The organism is Subdoligranulum sp. DSM 23681, from assembly GCF_057005535.1.
The window spans coordinates 1,478,041-1,501,601 of record NZ_CM168050.1 but is presented as its reverse complement, the minus strand read 5'-3'; the positions used below and the strand labels follow the sequence as shown (position 1 = coordinate 1,501,601).

At 61.4% G+C, this 23,561-nt stretch carries 19 protein-coding genes and 2 tRNA genes; 15 read left to right on the top strand and 6 right to left on the bottom strand.

Features of this window, described 5'->3' with window-relative positions:
• Positions 1-224: 224 nt before the first annotated feature.
• Positions 225-1,544 (bottom strand): chromosomal replication initiator protein DnaA, encoded by a 1,320-nt coding sequence (gene dnaA, locus AC127K_RS07005; RefSeq protein ID WP_204648698.1) that lies wholly within the window; start codon positions 1,542-1,544, stop codon positions 225-227.
• 539 nt (positions 1,545-2,083) lie between these two features.
• The gene (locus tag AC127K_RS07000) at positions 2,084-2,476 is read right to left on the bottom strand and encodes a hypothetical protein (RefSeq protein ID WP_483722101.1); all 393 of its coding nucleotides are present in this window, start codon (positions 2,474-2,476) and stop codon (positions 2,084-2,086) included.
• A 93-nt stretch (positions 2,477-2,569) separates the two neighbouring features.
• Between AC127K_RS07000 and rpmH the strand changes: the two genes are divergently transcribed.
• From rpmH to AC127K_RS06925, 15 genes are all read left to right on the top strand, one after another.
• Entirely contained in the window at positions 2,570-2,704 is a 135-nt protein-coding gene (gene rpmH, locus AC127K_RS06995; protein ID WP_204648700.1) for a 50S ribosomal protein L34, read from the top strand.
• A 93-nt stretch (positions 2,705-2,797) separates the two neighbouring features.
• A complete protein-coding gene (gene rnpA, locus AC127K_RS06990; protein ID WP_483722099.1) occupies positions 2,798-3,205 on the top strand; it encodes a ribonuclease P protein component in 408 nt (135 codons plus the stop codon).
• Positions 3,202-3,459, top strand: a complete 258-nt coding sequence (gene yidD, locus AC127K_RS06985) for a membrane protein insertion efficiency factor YidD (RefSeq protein WP_483722098.1) — start codon at positions 3,202-3,204, stop codon at positions 3,457-3,459. Before rnpA ends, yidD begins: the two co-directional genes overlap by 4 nt.
• A gap of 281 nt (positions 3,460-3,740) precedes the next feature.
• A complete protein-coding gene (locus tag AC127K_RS06980) occupies positions 3,741-4,796 on the top strand; it encodes a YidC/Oxa1 family membrane protein insertase (RefSeq protein ID WP_483722097.1) in 1,056 nt (351 codons plus the stop codon).
• A 57-nt stretch (positions 4,797-4,853) separates the two neighbouring features.
• A complete protein-coding gene (gene jag / locus AC127K_RS06975) occupies positions 4,854-5,945 on the top strand; it encodes an RNA-binding cell elongation regulator Jag/EloR (protein ID WP_483722096.1) in 1,092 nt (363 codons plus the stop codon).
• Between the two features lie 983 nt (positions 5,946-6,928).
• Positions 6,929-8,329, top strand: a complete 1,401-nt coding sequence (gene mnmE / locus AC127K_RS06970; RefSeq protein ID WP_483722095.1) for a tRNA uridine-5-carboxymethylaminomethyl(34) synthesis GTPase MnmE — start codon at positions 6,929-6,931, stop codon at positions 8,327-8,329.
• Between the two features lie 15 nt (positions 8,330-8,344).
• Positions 8,345-8,809, top strand: coding sequence for a hypothetical protein (locus AC127K_RS06965; RefSeq protein WP_294542745.1), 465 nt, complete (start codon positions 8,345-8,347; stop codon positions 8,807-8,809).
• Between the two features lie 21 nt (positions 8,810-8,830).
• Positions 8,831-10,729, top strand: a complete 1,899-nt coding sequence (mnmG, locus tag AC127K_RS06960; RefSeq protein ID WP_294542744.1) for a tRNA uridine-5-carboxymethylaminomethyl(34) synthesis enzyme MnmG — start codon at positions 8,831-8,833, stop codon at positions 10,727-10,729.
• Entirely contained in the window at positions 10,726-11,430 is a 705-nt protein-coding gene (gene rsmG, locus AC127K_RS06955; RefSeq protein WP_483722094.1) for a 16S rRNA (guanine(527)-N(7))-methyltransferase RsmG, read from the top strand. Before mnmG ends, rsmG begins: the two co-directional genes overlap by 4 nt.
• Positions 11,431-11,561: 131 nt before the next feature.
• Positions 11,562-12,845 (top strand): ParB/RepB/Spo0J family partition protein, encoded by a 1,284-nt coding sequence (locus tag AC127K_RS06950; RefSeq protein ID WP_483722093.1) that lies wholly within the window; start codon positions 11,562-11,564, stop codon positions 12,843-12,845.
• A gap of 858 nt (positions 12,846-13,703) precedes the next feature.
• Positions 13,704-14,468 carry a ParA family protein gene (locus AC127K_RS06945; RefSeq protein ID WP_294542884.1) on the top strand — a complete coding sequence of 255 codons (765 nt, stop codon included), beginning with the start codon at positions 13,704-13,706 and terminating at the stop codon, positions 14,466-14,468.
• 11 nt (positions 14,469-14,479) lie between these two features.
• Entirely contained in the window at positions 14,480-15,361 is an 882-nt protein-coding gene (locus AC127K_RS06940; RefSeq protein ID WP_483722092.1) for a ParB/RepB/Spo0J family partition protein, read from the top strand.
• A gap of 39 nt (positions 15,362-15,400) precedes the next feature.
• Positions 15,401-16,711, top strand: a complete 1,311-nt coding sequence (gene serS / locus AC127K_RS06935; protein ID WP_294542886.1) for a serine--tRNA ligase — start codon at positions 15,401-15,403, stop codon at positions 16,709-16,711.
• Between the two features lie 266 nt (positions 16,712-16,977).
• Positions 16,978-17,054, top strand: a tRNA-Met gene (locus tag AC127K_RS06930).
• Between the two features lie 89 nt (positions 17,055-17,143).
• Positions 17,144-17,218: transfer RNA gene (locus AC127K_RS06925), tRNA-Glu, on the top strand.
• A 270-nt stretch (positions 17,219-17,488) separates the two neighbouring features.
• On the opposite strand, the gene AC127K_RS06920 is transcribed toward AC127K_RS06925, so the two are convergent.
• From AC127K_RS06920 to AC127K_RS06905, 4 genes are all read right to left on the bottom strand, one after another.
• Entirely contained in the window at positions 17,489-20,299 is a 2,811-nt protein-coding gene (locus AC127K_RS06920; RefSeq protein ID WP_483722091.1) for a DNA methyltransferase, read from the bottom strand.
• A gap of 101 nt (positions 20,300-20,400) precedes the next feature.
• On the bottom strand, positions 20,401-21,303 hold the full coding sequence (locus AC127K_RS06915; RefSeq protein WP_483722090.1) for a TatD family hydrolase: 903 nt from the start codon (positions 21,301-21,303) through the stop codon (positions 20,401-20,403).
• Between the two features lie 116 nt (positions 21,304-21,419).
• Positions 21,420-21,596 carry a hypothetical protein gene (locus AC127K_RS06910; protein WP_483722089.1) on the bottom strand — a complete coding sequence of 59 codons (177 nt, stop codon included), beginning with the start codon at positions 21,594-21,596 and terminating at the stop codon, positions 21,420-21,422.
• A gap of 46 nt (positions 21,597-21,642) precedes the next feature.
• A complete protein-coding gene (locus AC127K_RS06905) occupies positions 21,643-23,016 on the bottom strand; it encodes an MATE family efflux transporter (protein WP_483722088.1) in 1,374 nt (457 codons plus the stop codon).
• Positions 23,017-23,561: the final 545 nt, after the last annotated feature.

Here is a 23,561-nt window from a genome sequence, read left to right as displayed (position 1 = left end):
CGTGGAATCGGTGGAAAACTCGGGGAACCCGCATAACCAGCGGATTTGCGGGCGGTGAATTTTCCGGAAAAGGCTGTGGAAGAAAAATTTGCCCTTGTGGAGAACTCGGGTTTTTAACTTGCAATGTGGAAAACGAATGTTAATTGTTGAAAAAACGGTGGAAAATGGGGAAAACTGCCGCGGTTTTTCAACAACGGTCCATGAAAACCCGATTTTCACCCCTCTCAGGTGCGGATATTCTTCATAATATCGTCAACTGTCTCTTTCAGGTGGCGGTCCTTGGCAATGTTTTTCTCCATGGTGTTGATGGAGTAAACCACTGTGGAATGATCACGCTGAAATTCCGAGCCGATGGCTTCCATGCTCATGCCGGTGATCTCCCGGATGATGTACATGGTCATCTGACGGGCGGCGCTCACGTTGGCGTTGCGCTTTTTGCCCCGGATGTCGGCGGGCATGACGTTGTAGGTGCGGGCCACCTCGTTGATGATCTTTTCAATGGTCACCGGGATGGGCTGCTGGTCGTTGAGGGTATCCTTGATGGCGGTGGTGGTCACGCCGATGCAGGGGGCGATGCCTTCCAGCATATAGTAGGCGTTGAGTTTTTTCACCGCGCCTTCCAGCTGACGGATGTTCTGTTTCAGATGGTTGGCGATGTATTCGGCCACGTCGTCGGGCAGATCCAGGTTGAGCAGTTCGGCCTTGCGCTTGACGATGGCCACCCGGGTCTCAAAGTCCGGGGGCTGGATGTCGGCGGTCAGGCCCCATTCAAACCGGGTGCGCAGACGTTCCTCCAGGCTCTTGATCTCTTTGGCGGGACGGTCGCAGGCCAGCACGATCTGCTTGCCGGCGTTGTGCAGGGTGTTGAAGGTGTGGAAAAATTCTTCCTGGGTGGCTTCCTTGCCGGCGATGAACTGGATATCGTCGATGAGCAGCACGTCCGCTTCCCGGTAGGTCTGCCGGAAGAGCTCGGTGGTGTTGTTGCGCACGGCGGTGATGATCTCGTTGGTGAACTTTTCACAGTCCACGTAAACGATGTTGAAATCCGGGTGGTTCTTCTTGATCTCGATCTGGATGGCGTTGAGCAGGTGGGTCTTGCCCAGACCGGAAGGCCCGTAGATGAACAGGGGGTTGTACGCCCCGGAAGGATTGGCCGCCACCGCCTGGGCCGCCGCGAAGGCGAACTGGTTGGACGGACCGCGGATGAAGTTCTCAAAGGTGAAGTCGTACCGACCGGAAGGAAGGTTGTCCTCGGTGATATGTTCGGGGGCTTTTTCCCCTTCTTCCTGCTGCGACGGCGGAATGACCAGCTGCAGTTCGATGTCGAAACCCAGCACGGCTTTGAAGGCGTCCTTGAGCAGCGCGGTATACCGGTCCGAAACGATCTTGCGGATGAAGTCGTTGCGCACCATGAGCGTCACGCAGTTGGAATTTTCAAAGCTGACCGGTTCCAGCCCGCTGATGTAGCACTGGTAGGTCGCGTCGGCGGTATGTTCGCGGCAGTAGGCTTTGGCCGCGTCCAGAACGTCGTTAAAAGAATCCATGTTTTTCCCCACTTCGTGTTCGGTCTTACGCCGGGGCCTGCCGGGCCGCCAAGGCGCAGAAATATACGGTATTATTATACCACAAATAAAAGGGCAATACAATTCGTATATCTGGTATATATAAATAAAGTAGACAACTATCTGTTGAAAACCCGGGGCAGGGGACAGGTTTCCACATTTTTCGAGGGAATTGTGGAAAGAAGAGGAGTGGGGTTGGGGTGGGGGTTCTTTTCGGCAGACGGCTGCTTGCCGGGGGAACGGCAGGTTGCCGTTTAGTCCTTCCTTTTCGTGCCCGAAAAGGAAGCGAAAAGGGCCCGCCGTTCCGATGCGGCGGCCGCCGGCTGGGGCTGCGGCCCCAGACCCCGAGATGCGGCCACCTGACGACGGCCTATTCACCGGCCTGGGGGCCGGTGAACAAGGAATGGATTTAATACCATTTCCCGGGAACAAATGCTGGCCGGAGGCATCCGGCAAGGGTGTACCCGGCCCAGTTGAGCTCGGCCACTTTATAAACAGCCTTCCGGCCACGCCATTTCAAATCATTTTCCTTGCTCAGGCCCCCCAGGGCCTGAGTAGGCCGTCGTCAGGTGGCCGCATTCCCCGGGTCCAGGGCCGCAGCCCTGGTCGGCGTCCACCGCATCGAAACGGTGGCACTTTTTCGCTTCCTTTTTGGTGACAAAAAGGAAGGACACTCCGGCAGGTACCCGCTTGCCGAAAAGCGCCAACCCAACGGCGCCAGCCGTCCGCCCCGACAAGTTTTCCACATATTCCGCCCCATATTGTGGAAAAACCGGAATCATACCCTGAAAACACCCCATATTTTGCGCCCGGGCAAAAAATCCCGGGGCGGGGAAAACAGGGACAGGATGGATTTTTTGCACAAAAAGGTATTGACAAGACGTGGTTTTATCCTTTATAATCAAAGTCTGCAAGGCTGCCCCCAGGAACCGGGCATTGCCGAAAGCGATTTTTATCACTAAGGATCAAGCCCGCCAGGGGAGAACCGCGTAAAGGAGGAAAAAAAGATGAAGCAGACTTTCCAGCCCAAAAAGCGTCAGCGCAGCCGCGTCCATGGCTTTTTGAAGCGTATGGCCAGCAAGAACGGCCGTAAGGTTCTGGCACGCCGTCGCGCCAAGGGCCGCAAGAGCCTGACCGTCTGAGTCAAGCCAACCCGATAACGAGCACCAAAGGCCGCTGAGTATGTTCAGTGGCCTTTTTTGCTAAACAACCGCCACCGAAAGAGGCCCAAAAGGATGAAATACCGCGTTCTGAACAAAAACCGGGACTTTACCCGCATCTACAGCCGGGGCAAAAGCTACGTGCACCCCCACATGGTGCTGTATGTGGCCAAAAACCGCCTGGGTACCACCCGCATCGGCCTGACCGCCACCAAAAAGGTGGGTGGCGCGGTGCAGCGCAACCGCGCCCGCCGTGTGATGCGCGCCGCCCTGCAGGAGCACCTCTCGCAAAATGTCGGCGGATATGATATAATTTTGGTAGCTCGCGGCCGTACGCCCTACCTGAAAAGTACCCAGGTCAGCCGGACTTTCAGCCGTCTGCTGCAGAAAGCCGGTCTGCCGGACAAGGCCCCTGTTGCTCAGGCAACAAAAGAGGCCCCCAAGGCGGCACCCGCCCTTCCGGAAGAGGGCGCGGGAAAATGATCGTCCGCGGGATGGTGGCCCTGATCCGGGGCTACCAGAAGCACATCAGCCCCCATCTGGGGCACCATTGCCGGTTTGTGCCCACCTGCAGCGAGTATGCGGTGCAGGCATTGCAGGTACACGGGCCCGTCAAGGGTCTGCTGCTGGCCGTGTGGCGGATCTTGCGCTGCAATCCTTTGGGTAAGTTCGGGTTTGACCCGGTGCCGCCCAAGGGGCGGTGGATCAGTGAGGAACGGAAGCTGACCCGGGGATGATATTTTCCCCCGGGAAGCCCCCTGTGTTTGAGGGGATCGCTGCCGGGGTTCCGGCAAGCGGGAGCTTGCGGGGGAGTCCTTCCTTTTCGTGCCCAAAAAGGAACAACCACCCGGCAGACTGCCGTTCCCCCTGCAGCGGAGCCGCCACCCCATTTCCACAATTCCCGCAAAAATTGTGGAAAACCAAACCATTGTCTCCTTATGTCTTTGCCCCGCGCGGCAGAGACCTTCGAACATAAAATACTATGTCCTGTGCGCGGACGGGGCGGAATGGAACGACTATGGGTTTTCTCGCATTTATCCTGGGACCGGTGATGGCTCTTGTCTATCAGCTGATCCCCAACTACGCCGTCACGATGATCGTTTTCACCGTGCTTGTCCGCATTCTGCTGCTGCCCCTGGCCATCAAACAGCAGAAATCCACCGCCAAGATGTCGGTCTTCCAGCCGATGATCACCGAGATCCAGCAGAAATACAAGAACAACCAGGAAAAACAGAACGAAGAGCTGATGAAGCTCCAGCAGGAATATGGCTACAACCCCATGTCCGGCTGTCTGCCCATGATCCTGAACCTGCTGGTCCTGTTCGGCGTTATCGAGGTGGTGTACCGCCCCGTGCAGTACATCCTGGGTATCCCCGCCGACGTCATCACCGCCGCCTGCCAGGAACTGGGCATTGCCACCAACAACGTCACCCTGATGCAGAGCACCCTGATCTCCCAGATCCAGGCCGGTGCCGCCTGCAGCGCCCTGAGCGCCGATCAGTATGCCGCCATCCAGAACTTCAACACCAGCTTCCTGGGCTTCCAGATGACCGGCGCCGCCGGCTTTGCCATCACCCCGCTGGCCATCTTCCCCATTCTGGCTGCCGTGACCATGTTCATCTCCTACTTCATCACCCAGAAACTCTCCGGCATGGACAGCCAGATGCAGGGCAGCATGAAATTCATGATGCTGGCCATGAACCTGATGTTCGTCTGGTTCTGCTTCACCGCTCCCGTGGGCTTCTGCCTGTACTACACCGCATCCAACATCTGCCAGATCGGCCAGAGCTTCCTGACCTACAAGATCTACAGCCCCGAAAAGTTCAAGGCCCAGTATGAGGCCGAGCTGGCCGCCAAGAAGGCCGCCAAGAAAGCCACCCGCACCGTGGTGGTGGAAGAGAAGGGCCAGCAGGTGGAAAAGAGCGTCACCCAGAAGGAGCTGGACAAGATCCGTCTGGCCCGCGCCCGGGAAGTGGACGCAGCCAAGTACGCCGGGGAGCGCACCACCCCCCTGACCGAGGCCGAACGCCTGGAGATGGAGATCGAGGGCAAAAAGGGCCGCCGCAAGAAGTGAGCGGCAAAGGTGAACACCAAGCCCTTTTATAAAGGGCAGAGATAGGAGGAAGTCAACATGCGCGAAATCGAAATGACCGCCAAGACCGTGGAAGAGGCGGTGGAAGCCGCCTGCCGCGAACTGGGCGTGGACCGTGACGACCTGGGCGTGAGCTATGAGGTTCTGGAGTTTCCCACCCGCAAGCTGTTCAAGAGCATTCCGGCCAAGGTCCGTGTGACGGTGGAAGAGCCGGAAGCCGAGGCCCCCAAGGCGGCCCCGGTGGCCGAAGCCCCCAAGGCGGAACCGGCGGAAGAGACCCCCGCCGCCCCGGTGGAAGAAGCTGCCGCAGAGGCTCCGGCCGCCGAGGAAGCGGCGCCGGCCGAAGCCGGCAGCGGCGAAGTGCCCCTGGACATCGCCGCTGACCCCCAGCTGCAGGCCGCTGTGGATTACCTGACCCCCATCTTCAACCTGCTGGGCGCCAAGGACTTCACCTTCCGGGCAGTGAAACAGGGCGAAGCCACCATCCTGAAGGTGGACGGCGAGCACATGGGTGTGCTCATCGGACGCCGGGGCGAGACCATGGAGAGCCTGTCCTACCTGGCCAGCCTGGTCATCAACCGGATGGAAGGCCCCTACATCAAGTTGGGCATTGACGTGAGCGGCTACCGCGGCAAGCGGGAGGACGACCTGAACGCCCTGGCCCGCCGCATTGCGGAGCGGGTGCAGCGCACCGGCTGCTGCTACGAGATGGAGCCCATGAACCCCTACGAGCGCCACATCATCCACACCGCCATTGCCGGCATCGAGGGTGTGCGCAGCGAGAGCAAGGGCGAAGGCAAGGACCGCCGTGTGGTCATCTACTCCACCGACCCCGACGCCAGCAACCTGCCCGACCGGGAGAGCATCGGCCGCCGCAGCCATGGTCCCCGCCGTGACGACCGCCGCGGCCGCGGTCCCCGCCGTGACGGCCGGGGCGGCAACCGGGGCGGACGTGGACCCCGCCGGGAAGGCGGCCGCGGTTACGGCAAGGGTCCCCGGAATTCCGGTGTGCCCGGTCGTGAGTTTGCTTCGGCTCCCCGCGACCCGGAAGCCAAGCCTCAGGCTCCGGCCCGCAGCACCCGCATCAACGACAGCGATGATTTTGAGATGTTCGGCAAGATCGAGCTGTGATGCCTGACAGCGACCACTGAAAGTTTCACCCCTGTACCGGAAACGGTATGGGGGTGTTTTGTTTGTGGTTCTTTTGGGGTGACGGCGGGGGGAGGGGGAGAGCGGCAACCCGGAAAGTTTTCCACAAATTTTGGGGCTCGTGTGGAATGTTGGTGGCTTTTGGGCAGACGGGAGTCTGCCGGGTTCCGGCAAGCGGGAGCTTGCGGGATAGTCCTTCCTTTTCGTGCCCGAAAAGGAAGCGAAAAGGGCCCGCCGTTCCGATGCGGCGGCCGCCGGCTGGGGCTGCGGCTTTTTGCCTGAGCAGCTATGCTGCGAAATCGTGCGAAGCACGATGCAAAAAACAACGCGCAGCGTTGGTTCCGAAATTGGCTGGCCGCGAAAAGCGGCCAATGGTCAGGGTGAGAAACCTTGCTCCATTGAGATGCGGCCACCTTACGACGGCCTATTCACCGGCCTGGGGGCCGGTGAACAAGGAATGGATTAAAAACCATTTCCCGGTGACGGCTGCTGGCCGGGAGCATCCGGCAAGGTTGCGCTCTACCGATTTACCAACAGCCTTCCGGTTGCGCCATTAAAAACCATTCCTTGCTCAGGCCCCCCAGGGCCTGAGTAGGCCGTCGTCAGGTGGCCGCATTCCCCGGGTCCAGGGCCGCAGCCCTGGTCGGCGTCCACCGCCTCGAAACGGTGGCGGTTTGCCCCGCAGGGGCAAGCAACGCGCAGCGTTGTTTCCGAAATTGGCGGCCGCGTTCAGCGGCAATCTAGAGGTTGCTACCTAAATTTACACCGGCAAAAAGCGACAACACTCCCGCAGGCTCCCGCTTGCCAAAAAAGAACAACTCTCCCGCAAGCACCCGCTTGCCAAAAAGCCACCATCTTTCCACAAAACCCCCACCTGTTTGTGGAAAACCAACCCGCCCTCACCCCCGCCATTGCCGCGGCGGCATTTTTGTGATACCATAAACCAAAAAGGGGGAAGGTATTCTATGCAGCTGTCAACCACCGTCTGCGCGCTGGCCACCCCGCCCGGGGAGGGCGGCATCGCGGTGATCCGGGTGAGCGGCCCGGACACCTACGCCATCGTGGACAAGGTCTTTGTGCCCATCCATCAGAACAGGAAAGTCATAGAAGCCAGGGGCTACACCGCCCTCTTCGGCCATTTTGTGCTGCGGGGCCAGACCATGGACGAGACGGTGGCCCTGTTCTACCGGGCTCCCCACAGCTATACCGGGGAGGATGTCATCGAGCTGTCGGTGCACGGCGGCACCGTCATGGCGGACAGCCTGCTGGAAGCCCTCTATCTGGCCGGGGCCGTGCCTGCCGGACCGGGGGAGTTCACCCGCCGTGCCCTGCTCAACGGGCGGATCAGCCTGACCCAGGCGGAAGCGGTCATGGAGATCATCTCCGCCGGGGGACGGCAAGGGGCCGCTCTGGCCAGCGCCGCCCTGGACGGGGCCCTGGCCAAAAAGATCGCCGGCATCCAGGCCACGCTGCAGTCCCTGTACGCCCATCTCAGCGCCTGGGTGGATTATCCCGAGGAGGACGTGCCCGAGCTGCTGCCCGAGGAACTGACCATGACCCTGGAAGAGGCCAAGGGGGAGCTGGACAAGCTCATCAATGGCTACGGCGCCGGAGCCATCCTGCGCCACGGGGTGGACTGCGTCCTCTGCGGACGGCCCAACGTGGGCAAGAGCACCCTGCTCAACCTGCTGGCCGGGTTCGAGCGCGCCATCGTCACCCCGGTGGCGGGCACCACCCGGGATGTGGTGGAACAGGCCGTCATGCTGGGGGACATCCGCCTCAACCTCTTTGACACCGCCGGTGTGCGGGACGTGGGGGAGAAGGGGGATGCCATCGAGGCCGAGGGCATCCGCCGCAGCTGGAAGAAACTGGACGAGGCCGGTCTGGTGCTGGCTGTCTTTGACGCCGACGCGGGCCTGGGCCCCGATGACCTGTCGGTGGCCGAAAAGTGCCAGGGCCGTCCGGCCATCGCCATCCTGAACAAGCAGGACCTGGTGGCCGACGACGAACGGCTGGGCACCATGGAAAAGACCCTGGCCCCCTACTTCCGGCAGGTACTGCCCCTGAGCGCCAAGGACCCGGCCAGCCTGCCCAAGCTGAGTGCGGCGGTGGCCGATCTTTTGGGCACCGGGCAGGTGGACACCGGGGCGGCGGCTTTGTGTTCCGCCCGACAGCTCCACGCCGCCACCGCCGCCCGGGATGCCCTGGCCCAGGCCATCCGCAGCCAGCGGGAGGAGGGCTTGGGCCCCGACGCCGCCGGGGTCTGTCTGGCCGACGCCCTGGCATCCCTGGCGGAACTCACCGGGGAGGACGCCACCGAGGCCACCATCGACGAAGTGTTTTCCACCTTCTGTGTGGGCAAATAAAAAGGGAGTGGTGTGATGAAACGGATCAATCTGTTCATGGGCGGCATCTTCACCGCCGTGGGCGTCGTCTTTGTGGTGGTGGGGCTGCTCACCGCCCTGCTGCTGCGGGTGCCGCTGCTGCTTCTGTTCGCCCTGTTCGGGCTGCCCTTCCTGCTGCTGGGCATCGGCTTTCTGCGCCGGGACGCCAAGGAAAAGCAGGACGACGCCTGGCTGCAGGAGAACGGCTCCAGGATCTACGCGGATTTCGTGGCCGTGCAGTTCAACACCTCGGTGCGGGTGAACGGCCGGTGTCCCCTCATCATCCAGTGTCAGGCGGTGAACCCCGCCGACGGCAAGGTGTATCTCTTTGAGAGCAAAAACTTCTGGTTCGACCCCGAACCGTTTTTACAGGACCGGCCCAAGATCCCGGTGCTGGTGGACCGCAGCGACTACCACCGGTATCTGGTGCTGACCGAAGGCATCCTGCCCGAAGAGGGCTGAAAGGACAAGCAAGAACTGACTATGGATAAACTGGGAAAGTATGATGTGATCGTCATCGGCGCGGGGCACGCGGGCATTGAGGCCGCCCACGCGGCGGCGGTGCTGGGCGCCAGGACCGCCGTCTTCACCCTGACGCTGGATTTTATCGGCAACATGCCCTGCAATCCCTCCATCGGCGGCACCGCCAAGGGCCATCTGGTGCGGGAGATCGACGCCCTGGGCGGGCTGATGGGGGTGGCGGCGGACGCCACCTTCCTGCAGAGCCGGATGCTGAACCGGGGCAAAGGCCCCGCGGTGCACAGTCTGCGGGTGCAGACCGACCGCAAACGCTACCACATGTGGATGAAACATGCCCTGGAACTCACCCCCAACCTGGACGTGCACCAGGGGGAGGTGGTGGCCCTGGACATCGCAGAGGGCCGGGTGCAGGGCGTCATCACCAGCCTGGGGGGCTATTATGAGTGCAAGGCGGTGGTCATCGCCACCGGCACCACCCTGGGCGGACGCATCTTTGTGGGGGAGGCCAGCTACGCCGGCGGCCCCGACGGCCAGCACGCCGCCACCGCCCTGACCCAGTGCCTGGTGGACAACGGATTCACCCTGCGCCGGTTCAAGACCGGCACCCCCGCCCGGGTCCACCGCCGGAGCATTGACTTCTCCAAGCTGGAACGCCAGCCCGGGGACCCGGACGAGAGCCTGCAGCCCTTCTCCTTCCTGACCCGCACCCCCATGCACAACAAGGTGGACTGCTACATCACCTACACCAACCCCGAAACCCACAAGGTGATCCTGGAAAACCTCCACCGCTCGCCCCTGTACGGCGGGATGATCCAGGGGGTGGGGCCCCGGTACTGCCCTTCCATCGAGGATAAGGTGGTGCGCTTCAAGGACAAGGAACGCCACCCCATCTTTGTGGAACCCTGCGGCGAGGACACCGAGGAGATGTATCTGCAGGGGCTGTCCTCCAGCCTGCCGGAAGTGGTGCAGAACGCCATGTACCGCACCATCTCGGGGTTTGAGCATCTGGAGATCATGCGCCCCGCCTACGCCATCGAGTACGACTGCGTGGACCCCACCACCCTGTATCCCACACTGGAAAGCAAGGTGGTGGCGGGGGTGTACGGCGCCGGACAGTTCAACGGCACCTCCGGCTACGAGGAGGCCGCCGCCCAGGGGCTGCTGGCGGGGCTGAACGCCGCCCGGGCCGCCCTGGGCAAATCCCAGCTGGTGCTGGCACGGCACACCTCCTACCTGGGCACCCTGGTGGACGACCTGGTGACCAAGGGGGTCATGGACCCCTACCGGATGATGACCAGCCGCAGCGAGTACCGGCTGAGCCTGCGCCAGGACAACGCCGACGAGCGCCTGACCCCCATCGGCCGGGAATACGGGCTGGTGGACGACGCCCGGTGGGCGGTGTTCACCCAGGACCAGGCCATCAAGCAGGCGGAGATGCACCGCCTGGAAACCACCCGGGTGCCCCTGGCCGACCTGCGCAAAGCCGCCGAGGAAGCGGGCGTGGACAGGAGCCGGATGGGGGAGACCGGGGGCACCGCGGCGGAACTGCTCCGACGGCCCACCGTGACCTACGAGCTCATTGCCCGGGTCATCGGCTGGGGGCAGGACGTGACCCCCGCCATGGCCCTGCGCCTGGAGACCGAGATCCGCTACGCCGGGTACATCGCCCGGGAGCAGCGGGCCATCCGGGAAGTGCAGCGCCACGAGCAGGTGCTCATCCCCACCGACTTTGTGTATGAGGACATCCCCACCATGACCCTGGAAAGCCGGGAGAAGCTGACCAAGATCCGCCCCCGCACCCTGGCCCAGGCCGGACGCATCCCGGGGGTCAGCCCCAGCGACCTGGCCCAGCTGAGTCTGGCCGTGCTGCGGTTTCAGAAAGAAAAGGAGCAACATCCATGATCGATACAAACCGTCTGGTTCAGAAATGTTCCATGTGGAACATTTCCCTCACCCCCGACCAGCTCACCGCCCTGGACAGGTACGCCGACTTGCTGGTGGAGACCAACAAGCATCTGAACCTGACCGCCATCACCACCCCCGAGGGCATCGAGGACCGGCATTTTGTGGACAGCCTGCTGCTGGCCGCCCAGCCGGAGGTGGCGGGAAAGATGGTGGACGTGGGCACCGGCGCCGGGTTCCCGGGCATTGTGGCCAAGATCTACAAGCCGGAGCTGGAACTGACCCTGATGGAACCCACCGGCAAGCGGGTGGAGTTTTTGCGCACCGTCTGCGGGGAACTGGGGCTGACCAATGTGGAGTTTGCCAAGGAGCGGGCGGAGGAAGCCGCCCGCAAGCGCTGGCGGGAAGCCTTTGATCTGGCCACCGCCCGGGCGGTGGCGGCATTGCCGGTGCTGTGCGAATACTGCCTGCCGCTGGTGAAGGTGGGAGGCCTCTTCATTGCCATGAAGGGCCCCGACGCCGCCGCCGAGACCGACGCCGCCAAAAATGCCCTGCACAAGCTGGGGGGCAAGGTGGAAGAGGTCCGGGCTTTCCATCTGCCCGACGGCAGCACCCGCAACCTGGTCCTGGTGAGAAAAATATCGCAGACTCCGACCGTTTACCCCAGAAACGGCGGAAAAATTGCGAAGAAACCCTTGTAAAAGCGCTGAAAACCGAAAATGCCGGCGAACGATTGTGCTGGCACGCCCCCGCGGCCCTGTGGTATGCTGAAATCAGCATACGAATCCACAGGGCCGTTTTGTCGGCCATCCGATACAGAAAAGGGGACACCATGGCAAAATCAAAAGAGAAGAACCGGCAGAAGGCGGGCAAGGTGCTCATGATCCCGGTGGAGCAGATCGAGGCTTCGCCCTATCAGGCGCGCACCACCTTCGACGATACCGAGATCGCCGCCCTGGCGGTGAGCATCTTACAGAACGGGCTGCTGCAGCCGGTGAGCGTGCGGCGGGCCGGGGTACATAAGTATCAGCTGGTGGCGGGGGAGCGGCGGCTGCGGGCCTGCCGTCTGGCCAAGCTGGAAAAGGTGCCGGCCATCCTGGCGGACTACGACGACAGTGAGAGCGCCGCCCTGGGCCTGCTGGAAAACCTGCAGCGGGCCCAGCTGGACCCCTTCGACGCAGCCCGGGGCATCCGGGAGGTCATCCGGCTGTGGGGCTGCACCCAGGCGGAGGCGGCGCGGCGCCTGGGGCTGAGCCAGTCGGCCCTGGCCAACAAGCTGCGGCTGCTCAGCCTGACCACTGCCCAGCAGCAGCTGTGTGTGGCCAACCACCTGACCGAGCGCCACGCCCGGGCGGTGCTCCGCCTGCCCGAAGGCCGCCGCACCGCCGCCCTGGAAAAGATGGCCCGGGAAGCCATGAGCGTGCGGGACGCGGACAAGCTGGTGGACGCCATGCTGGCCGCCCCCAAGGCAGGGCCCAGCCCTTTGCGCCGCACCGTGCCCATGGTGCGGGACGTGCGCCTGTTTGTGAACACCCTGCAGCATGCGGTGGACATGATGGCGGCCAAGGGCATTGCGGCCACCACCACCTGCGGCCAGAAGGACGGATGCCTGGAATACACCGTGCGCATCCCGGTGCACGGGGAGGCCGGGGCAGGGGAGGGCTTTGCGGTGGTGCCGGTGCCCATGCAGAGCGCCGGGGCCTCCGCCCCCGTGACCCGCAACCCCCACCGGATGAACCCGCTGCGCCGGCCTGCCCCCATCGCTCCCGGCGACCCTGCCGCCGACGGGCTGGCCCTGGCAGCGGTGGAGGGACTGTCCGGCGGGGAAGAGACCGGCACGGCAGCATCCGCGGCGGAAGGTTCAGCCGGAACCACGGCGGAGTCTGTGGCCGGAAGTGGGGCGGCGGAAAGCCCGGTGCCTGTGGCGGCCGCGGCGGCAGGGGAGGGGAGTGCTCCGGCAGAGGAGCCCCTGCCCCCGGACCTGCCCGGGCAGCAGGACGGGGACGAAGTGCCCCTGGTCGTACCGGCCAATCCCCCGGGAACCCCCGCCGTCACCCCCGGGGTGCCCCTGACCCCGGCCGAGGCCCCCGAGGGGGAGGCGGCGGTGTGTCTGTAATATAGGGAAAAGAGGTCCCCGGAAAGTGGGGCCTTTTTCTTTTTTGGCTGCCGGGGTGACGGCTGGCAGCCGTGGGGGTGTTGCTTTTTGGCAAGCGGGAGCTTGCGGGGGAGTTGTCGCTTTTTTTGGCAAGCGGGTGCTTGCCGGGAGTCCTTCCTTTTCGTGCCCGAAAAGGAAGCGAAAAGGGCCCGCCGTTCCGATGCGGCGGCCGCCGGCTGGGGCTGCGGCCCCAGACCCCGAGATGCGGCCACCTGACGACGGCCTATTCACCGGCCTGGGGGCCGGTGAACAAGGAATGGATTTAATACCATTTTCCGGTTACGGGTGCTGACAGGAAGCATTCGGTAAGGTTGTACCTAGCCCGGTTGTGCTCTCCCGCCTTACCAGCGGCCTTCCGGTTATGCCATTAAAATCCATTCCTTGCTCAGGCCCCCCAGGGCCTGAGTAGGCCGTCGCAAGGTGGCCGCATTCCCCGGGTCCAGGGCCGCAGCCCTGGTCGGCGTCCACCGCCTCGAAACGGTGGCGGTTTTTCCGTCGCTTTTTGGCGGCAAAAAGCGACAACACCCCGGCAGACTCCTGTTTGCCAAAAGTGACAAACAAATAATTATACTTCAGATAGTCCAATGTTCCCCGTGGAACATCCCACCTTACCCCCCATGCAAAAAAATCGAAAAATTCCGGGCAAAATGTTCCCCGTGGAACATTTTCGGCCTCAAAACAGGTCCAAAACCACCCAAAATGCCAAAAATACCGCCAAAGTCTTTCTATTGGACCACACCTGTGGTATAATAACCTCAAAACGCGCCCCGGCACACCCCGGCAGGCAGTTCAAGATGATTTTGCAAGGAGGATGTGCCAATGGCTAAGGTGGTTGCAATCGCAAACCAGAAAGGCGGCGTGGGCAAGACCACGACCTGCGTCAATCTGTCGTCCTGTGTGGCGGCACTGGGCAAGCGGGTGCTGGTGGTGGACCTGGACCCCCAGGGCAACACCAGCTCCGGCTACGGCATTGCCAAGCATGAGCTCAGTTCCAACGTTTACACCTGCCTCATCGACGATGAGGACGTGCGGCAGGCCATCGTCAAGACAAACTACAACGCCGACCTGCTCCCCTCCAACACCCAGCTGGCCGGGGCGGCGGTGGAACTGGTCAACCTGCCCCGCCGGGAAAACCGCCTGCGCAGCGTCCTGGCCCCGGTGGTGCCGGTGTATGATTACATCTTCATCGACTGCCCGCCTTCCCTGGACCTGCTCACCATCAACGGCCTGTGCGCCTGCGACACCGTCCTCATCCCCATCCAGTGCGAATACTACGCCCTGGAAGGCCTGTCCGAACTGATGAACACCCTGAAAACGGTGCGCAAAAAGTACAACCGCTATCTGGACATCGAGGGCGTGCTCTTCACCATGTACGCCGGACGCCTCAACCTGACCATGCAGGTGGTGGCCCAGGTCAAGAAGTACTACGGCGATAAGGTCTACAAGACCGTGGTGCCCCGCACCGTCCGCCTGTCCGAAGCCCCCAGCTTCGGCATGCCCATCAATTTCTATGAACCCAACGGCAAGGGCAGCGAGGCCTACATGGCCATGGCCCGGGAATTTCTGCAGAACAACGAACGATAAGGGGGATGACCTTGGCCAAGAAGAAAATCGGCGGGCTGGGCCGCGGGCTGGACAGCCTGTTTGCCGACCTGCCCGAAGAAGACACCTCCGGCGGGCTCTCCACCCTGCCGGTGCGGGAGATCGAGCCTGACCCCGACCAGCCCCGCAAAAATTTTGATGAAGAGTCCCTCTCGGCCCTGGCCCAGTCCATCACCGAGAACGGCCTGCTCCAGCCCATCGCCGTGCGCCCCAAAAAGGCCGGACCCGGCTACACCATCATCGCCGGGGAACGCCGCTGGCGGGCCGCCCGCATCGCCGGACTGGACGAGGTGCCGGTCATCGTCAAGAACGTCACCGATGAACAGGCCGCTGCCCTGGCCCTGATCGAAAACCTCCAGCGGGAGGACCTGGACCCCATCGAGGTGGCCGAGGGCTGCCGCCGGCTCATCGACCAGTACGGCCTCACCCAGGAACAGGCCGCCCTGCGCCTGGGCAAGAGCCGCAGCGCCATCACCAACACCCTGCGCCTGTTGGGCCTGCCCGACGATGTGCGGCAGGCCGTGCGCCGGGGCGAACTGAGCACCGGCCACGCCAAGGCCCTGCTGGGCCTGCCCAGCGCCGAGATGATGTCCGCCGCTGCCAAGCAGGTGGTGGAAAAGAACCTGAACGTCCGCCAGACCGAAGCGCTGTGCCGCAAGCTGGCCAAGCCCCCCAAGGAACCCAAACCGGTGGATGCCTTCATCCGGCCGGTGCTGGCCACCGAGGTGGAAGCGGCTTTGAAAGAGGTCACCGGCAGCGAGGTCCATGTGGACTACAAGAACGGCAAGGGCAGCCTGCGCATCGACTTCTATTCCGACGACCAGCTGCGCCGCTATGCCGACCTGCTGGGTCATTACAACCCCGAACAGCAATAAGTCTCAGGCAACAAAAAACATAGAGGAGAGAAAAGTACCATGTTAGACATCCGTTTTGTGCGCGAGCACCCCGATGAAGTCAAGGAAAACATCAAGAAGAAGTTCCAGGACCAGAAGCTGCCCCTGGTGGACGAGGTCATCGCCCTGGACGCCGAGTACCGCGCCGCCATCAGCGAGGCGGACAGCCTGCGCGCCAACCGCAACAAGCTGTCCAAGCAGATCGGCATGCTCATGGGTCAGGCCAAGAAGGACCCCTCCAAGGCCGCCGAGGCCGAGGCCGTGAAGGCCCAGGTCACCGCCCAGGCCGACCGCCTGAAGGAACTGGAAGCCAAGGAAGCCGACCTGCAGGTGAAGATCCGGGACATCATGTACACCATTCCCCAGATGGTGGACCCCAGCGTGCCCGTGGGCCCCGACGACAGCTGCAACGTGGAAGTGCAGCGCTTCGGTGAGTGCACCGTGCCCGACTATCCCATCCCGTACCATGTGGATATCATGGAGAGCTTCGACGGCATCGACCTGGACGCCGCCGGCCGCGTTTCCGGCAACGGCTTCTACTACCTGCTGGGCGACATTGCCCGCCTGCATGAGGCGGTGCTGGCCTACGCCCGCGACTTCATGATCGACAAGGGCTTCACCTACGTCATCCCGCCCTTCATGATCCACGGCAACGTGGTCCAGGGCGTCATGTCCTTCCCCGAGATGGACGCCATGATGTACAAAATCGAGGGCGAGGACCTCTACCTCATCGGCACCAGCGAGCACAGCATGATCGGCCGGTTCATCGACCAGGTCATCGACGGCACCAAGCTGCCCCTGACCCTGACCAGCTACTCTCCCTGCTTCCGCAAGGAGAAGGGCGCCCACGGCATCGAGGAGCGCGGCGTCTACCGCATCCACCAGTTCGAAAAGCAGGAGATGATCGTGGTCTGCAAGCCCGAGGACAGCATGGACTGGTACGACAAGCTGTGGCATAACTCGGTGGAGCTGTTCCGCAACCTGGAGATCCCCGTCCGTCAGCTGGACTGCTGCACCGGCGACCTGGCCGACCTGAAGGTGAAGAGCTGTGACATCGAGGCCTGGAGCCCCCGTCAGCAGAAGTTCTTCGAGGTGTGCAGCTGCTCCAACCTGGGCGACGCCCAGGCCCGCCGCCTGCGCATCCGCTACAAGGACGAGAACGGCAAGACCCAGCTGGCCCACACCCTGAACAACACCTGCGTGGCCCCGCCGCGGATGCTCATCGCCTTCCTGGAAAACCACTATCAGGCCGACGGCACCGTGACCATCCCCGAAGTGCTGCGCCCCTACATGGGCGGCAAGGCTGTGCTGGTGCCCACCAACAAGAAGTAATTTTTTCCCTGCAGAATGGCAGGTTGGAGGCAGTCCCGGAAAGGGGCTGCCTTTTTTATTTGTCTCTTGCTTCCGGGCAGCAGCTGCCTGCCTTTTGTGACCAAAGGGAAAGACTTCCCCGCAAGCGCCCGCTTGCCAGGAAAACCACAAAATCAGGAAAGATTCCCAATGCCAGAAATTGCCTGAAAAAATTTCAAAAAGGGCTTGACAAAAAGAGCTTGTTTCCGTATAATAAACAAGTAACCCCATCAGGGGTCACGCCATGTGGCGGTATAGCTCAGTTGGCTAGAGCATTCGGTTCATACCCGAAGTGTCACCGGTTCAAATCCAGTTACCGCTACCATAATGCAGGCTTTCGCTAAAATACTTGGGGGCCGGCTGCAGTAGTGGTCGGTAAGTTGCTTGCTGTTTTAGCGAAATCCTGCGTATTATGGCCCGTTGGTCAAGCGGTTAAGACACGGCCCTTTCACGGCTGTAACATGGGTTCGATTCCCGTACGGGTCACCAAAGGCGTCTGCTTCAAAAGAGGCAGACGCCTTTCCTTTTTGTCTAGCACTCCCGGAGGCTCGAGTACGGGAATCGAACAGCTCGGGTCCGCCGCTTGCTCCGGCGGACAAAAACGTTCCTGCGGAACGTTTTTAGAGCGCGGGAGATTCCCCGTGCGGGCAGAACCTGAAAGATGCGGTCAAGGCACCTGCTTCTTCGGAAGCGGGTGCCTTTCTTTATGTGCAGATACAAAAGCAGCGGGCCGGGAAGAGATTCCCGGCCCGCTGGGTGTCAGGCTTTCTTTTTGGCGTCCAGTTCAGCCACCTTTTGCTGGTAGAGTTTCATCAGTTCGGCAACACAGGCGCTTTCGGTCATGGTCTTGATATCAAAACCATAGGCCTGCATCACGGCGCGGTCGTTGTTCTGGTGGGCTTTCAATAAGTCAGGGAACAAATACATCTGTTCTCCATATAAATCGGCCAGACTGCAGTCCGGATATCTAGATCGGGCATCCAAAATTGCCTGAGCGGTCTGCTCGATTATGGATTTTTGAGTATCCGTTGTAGTTGGCCACGGAAATGTATTGTAAACGATTTCCTTTGAATAACGATACCGCATTTCTAGTCGGCCACAGACAGCCCGCATCCACGCCATATGAACATTGGAGGTCAATACACCGAAATGGTAAAGCGTTGCATCCGGGACAATCTGTACAGCATTTGATGCAATTACATCTGGAGTTTCAAATCCAATGGGAACATAACGCCGTTTTTCAGAAGAAACGCTTGGAATAATAAGGTAGTTTACATCATCGGGCTGCGTAATCTGTGCAAACAACTGGGGAACCTTTGCATAGCCTTTGGTGGTTTTTGCTTTGGAGGAGAGGCGGAACTGGCGCACTGCTTCTACTTTTTCAGAAAGAATTTTGCTTCTCATAATATCCTTGGGAGAGGCATGTTTCAACCACAGGCACCAGCGCTTTTTCCCTTTAATAAATTCATCTGCGCCCATATAGGGGTGAAGCCAGGGTTGAAGCTCCGGTTCCGCAGAGATGATTCTTTGATATTCCTCTTCCTTGATGACAAAATAGCCGCCGTCCCGGGGCTGGTTGCCAAAATTCATTTTTGGCATTTTCCAAAGGGAGTCCTTTTGTGCAACAACAAAAATATCGTTGCCTTCCACGAGGTAGGGGGCAATATTAGAAACAATTTTTCCGTTTGTTCCTGTTGAATATAGAACCTTTTTGTCTCTATTAAATGCAGCAAAGCCGACAATCACACAATGTACGGCAGCTTGAGAGGATGACTCACTGTTCCACTTGAAGGTCTGATATGCAAAGTTGATGTGGACATGGTAGTCATTGAAAAGAGTGCCCCATAAAATGGGAACTTGCGATCCCTGGCAGATAGAATTTGTTGAAACGAAACAAACTTCAATCCGTGAGTTTTGTATATATTCGGCGGCTAATTTATACCAGCAAGTCACATAATCCAAGTCCTGAACATCCTTGATATTACCAAAAATGGATTGAACATCTTTTTTCTTGTCGCCACCCTGCTCCATCAACCGGGCCCCCACAAACGGCGGATTCCCCATGATATAGTTCAGCCGGGTCTTGGGCACGACTTCTTCCCAGTCGATCTGCAGGGCGTTGCCCTCCACAATATAGGCGTTGGTTTTCAGGGGCAGAAAATCCAGCGGTACCAGCAGGATCTTCTCGGTCTCCTTCATCATCTGGCTTTCGGCGATCCAGAGGGCCGTCTTGGCCACTGTCACCGCAAAGTCGTTGATCTCGATGCCGTAAAACTGGGAGATGGAAATCTGGATGGGGCTTTCGCTGGCGGAATACATGGTCACCTGTCCGTGGGCCAGTTCCAGCAGCACCCGATTCTCCAGCCGGCGCAGGCTCAGATAGGTCTCGGTCAGGAAGTTGCCCGACCCGCAGGCCGGGTCCAGAAAGGTCAGGGACGCCAGTCTGCGCTGGTAGGCTTTCAGTCGGGCCGTCTTGGTGCGTTCCACCGCAATGGCGCAGATCTCGTCCAGTTCCCCTTTCAGCTCATCCAGGAACAGGGGATCAATGACTTTGTGGATGTTCTCGATGCTGGTATAGTGCATGCCGCCGCTGCGCCGGGTCTCGGGGTTGAGGGTGCTCTCGAACACGGCGCCGAAAATGGTGGGACTGATCTCCGACCAGTTGAAGTCCTCGCTGGCTTTGGTCAGCAGCAGGTCCCGGATCTCATCGGTGAAAGGCGGAATCTCGATATCTTCATCCGAGAACAGGCCGCCGTTCACATAGGGGAAGGCCGCCAGCTCCGGGTTATCGTCCTTCAGGTAGGGGTCCCGGTCCTGCGGCTTGGTGTCCAGCACCTTGAACAGTTCCACCACTGCTTTGCGCATGCTGCGGGTATCAAAACCGGAAAGATAATCATGGAACATGCCGTGATGCCCGAAAATGCCCGCATCCTCCGCATACAGGCAGAACACCAGCCGGACGCACAGTTTGTTCAGGCTTTTCAGTGCCCGTTCGCTTTCCGGGTCGGCGTACTGCTTCAGGAAAGCGTCGTACAGAAGCCCCACCATCTCGCCGGCGGCAATGGAGACTTCCATCTCCCGCTTCAGGTGCTCGTTGCCCACTTCCACCAGGAACTGCAGGCGGTAAAACTCAGTCTCCAGGTCTTTCAGCTCGATGACCTCCGGCTCACCCTGGGGGCGCTCCATATCGTACACATAAAAGGTGCTGAAATTGCAGGTGACGACCCACCGGGGATGCCGGGACACGGGCAGCTCGGTGATATACCGCTTGGCCTGCTGGAAGGGGGTCAGGTAGCTGCCGTCCGACTGCCGGATGCCCTTTTTCAGGTCCTTGCCCAGGGCCTTCTGTTCGATCAGCACCCGGGTGGCGGGAATATATCCGTCGATGAAGCTGGTGTGGTCCAGGTGCACCTGCTCCTCAAACTCGATGAACTGTTCCGGGTGTTCCACACCGTACACGTCCCGGAGCAGGGAAAGCCAGAATTTCTGGCTTTCCCCCTTTTCGTATCCCTTGTCCTGCCAGTATTCGGCAAAGGCTCTGGCGGCTTTCTGCTGCTGCGCCTCCGTCATGATTCCGCACCTCGCAATCTTTCGCTATCATCATAACATAAAGCCCGGAGCAGGGCAAACAAAAAGGCGGAAGACACAGACTTCCGCCTTTTGACAGTGGTTCAGCTTTTCCCCAACCCGAACAGCTCCGCCGCATTTTGGGTGGTGGCGCGGGCCACTTCCTCGGGGGTCAGGCCTTTCAGTTCCGCCACGCGGCGGGCCACGGCCGGCAGGATCAGCCCGGTGTTGCGCGCCTTGCGCAGCCGTTTGCGGGGCAGGTCCGGGCAGCTGGGCTTGACGTAGGGGGCGTCGGTCTCCAGCAGGATGGATTCCAGCGGGGTGCGGGCCACCGCCTCCTCCAGGGCGGGCAGACGGCCCGACTGTTCCAGCAGCGCCCCGCCGATGCCCAGTTTCAGCCCCAGGCCGGTGTAGGCCGCTGCCAGTTCCGGCCCCCCGCCGAAACAGTGGCACACCCCGCCGTGCAGCCAGCGGCGGTGCCGCCGCAGAATGGCCAGCACATCCTTGTCCGCCTTGCGCACATGCAGGATCACCGGCAGGTTTTTCTGGTGCGCCAGGTGCAGCTGCCACACAAACCAGGCTTTCTGCCGCAGGCGGTGCTGCTCTTTCCGGGCCAGATGATAGTCCAGGCCGGTCTCCCCGATGGCCACCACCGCCGGGGCCTCCGCCAGGGCTTCCAGCTCTTTGCGCTGGGCCCAGTGCAGCCGCTCCACCACCTTCCGGCCCCGGTCATCCACCGTGTGGGCCAGATAGGTCCGGGTGGGATGTACCCCCACCGCCGGATACACAAACCCGGGATACTCCGCCGCCAGGGCCAGCAGCCTGCGGTTGGAGGAAAACCCGATGGCCGGTTCCACACAGGCCCCCACGCCCGCCGCCCGCAGCTCCCGGATCACCTGGGCCCGGGTCCCGGTGCGCAGCACAAAGGCGTCACCCTCCCGGGCCAGATAGGGAAACTGGGCGTCGAACTGGTGATGGGACAGATGGGCGTGGGTGTCGATCAGCACGGGGAACCACTCCTTTCCGCAGACAGAAGAATATCTGTTATCATAGCACATCCGCCGCAGGAACGCAAAAAAGCACCCGCGAAAGCCGAAGCCTTCGCGGGTGACAGAAGAGCAGATCAGACCCGGACCGGTTCCAGACCGGCGGCCCGGAGCAGGGGGCGTTTGCACAGGGCGTTGAAGGCCGCGATGGACCGGCCCACCCCGATCATGGAAAGCACCGTGCCCAGGGCCAGCAGCATGCCCAGCAGATACAGCCCGAACCGGGCCGCCCGTTTCTGATTGTTGTTTTGCATCAATGATCGGATTCCTTTCTGTATATTTGCACAAGGGACAGGAGGCTTACGCGGCCGCATCGGAAGGCATCTCCCGCAGCACCAGGAAGAACCGCACCACAAAGGGCAGGGAGATGAAGAAGGCCAGGGCATCCGCCACCGGCTGACCCATGGCCACGCCGGTCATGCCGAAGAGGGTGCTCAGGATCAGCAGGGAAGGGATGAACAAAAGACCGCTGCGCAGGCTGGCCAGCAGGGAAGCGGTGCGGTTCTGGCCGATGCTCTGGAACAGCATGTTGGAACAGACGGTCAGGGGCTGGAAGAAGAGGCCGCCCAGCTGCATGGCCAGGGCGGTGGAGCCGATGGCCACCACGTCAGGGGCGGGCTGGAACAGGGCGATGAGTTCGGGGCAGAAGAAGAATCCCACTGCCGCGATGGAACCCATGAGCAGTTCCGACACCGCAAAGGTGAACAGGAAGGCCTGCTTGACCCGGTTGTACCGCTTGGCGCCGTAGTTGAAGGCGCTCACCGGCTGGAAGCCCTGACCGATGCCCAGCCCGAAGGAGAAGATGAACTGGGCAATGCGGTTGACGATGCTCATGGCGGCCACGGCGGCGTCGCCGTACAGGCGGGCCTGCCCGTTGAGCATCATGGTGGACACGCTGCCCAGGCCCTGGCGCAGCAGGCTGGGCAGGCCGGTGCGGCAGATGAGCAGCACTTCCCGCACATCCCGGGTCATGTTGCGGGGGGCGATCTTGCTCTGGGTGTGTCCGGCCAGGAACATGTAGAAGAGCAGCCCGAAACTGATGAGCTGGCTCACTCCGGTGGAGATGCCCGCGCCCAGCACCCCCAGATGGAACCCTTCCATGAGGATCCAGTCCCCGAAGATGTTCAGGATGCCGCCGGAGGTCAGTCCCACCATGGCGAAGGCCGCCTGACCCTCATACCGCAGGATGTTGTTGAGCACGCAGCTGGAGGCCATGAAGGGGGCTGCCAGCAGGATGAAGAGGGCGTACTGGCGGGCGTAGGGCAGGATGGTGTCGGTGGAGCCCAGCAGCCGCAGCAGGGGATCCATGAAGAGCAGCCCGCCCGCCGTGATGCACAGCCCCGCCGCGAAGGAGCAGAAAAAGCTGGTGGTGGCGAACCGGGAGGCGCTGGCCACATCCTTGGCGCCCAGGCGGCGGCTGATGATGGACCCGGCCCCGTGGCCGAACATGAACCCGAAAGCCTGGATGATGGCCATGAGCCCGAAGACGATGCCCACCGCGCCGGAGGCACTGATGCCCACCCGGCCCACGAACCAGGTATCGGCCATATTATAGATGTTGGTGACCAGCATGCTGATGGTGGTGGGGATACCCAGCTGAATGACCAGTTTCGGGATAGGCGTTTTGGTCATCTTGTCAAACTGGGCGCTCTGGGAAAGTTGTGTGGTCTGCATGGTAGGGTCCCTTTCTGCCGCAGGGTACAAAAAAAGAGCGTGCCGGCCGCGGGGCTACCGCAGTCCGGCACAGAGTGTGTCTATCTTTCAGTATACCACCGGTGGGGGTGGGATGCAAGGTGGGGTACAAGGCAGACGGGAGTCTGCCGGGGGTGACGGCAAGCAGGAGCTTGCGGGAGAGGACTTCCTTTTTGGCAAGCGGGTGCTTGCGGGATAGTCCTTCCTTTTCGTGCCCGAAAAGGAAGCGAAAAGGGCCCGCCGTTCCGATGCGGCGGCCGCCGGCTGGGGCTGCGGCCCCAGACCCCGAGATGCGGCCACCTGACGACGGCCTATTCACCGGCCTGGGGGCCGGTGAACAAGGAATGGATTTAATACCATTTCCCGGTAACAAATGCTGGCCAGAGGCATCCGGCAGGGTTGAACCCAACCCGGTCAGGCTCTTCCGTTTTGCCAGTGGCCTCTTGGCCACGCCATTTCAAATCATTTTCCTTGCTCAGGCCCCCCAGGGCCTGAGTAGGCCGTCGTCAGGTGGCCGCATTCCCCGG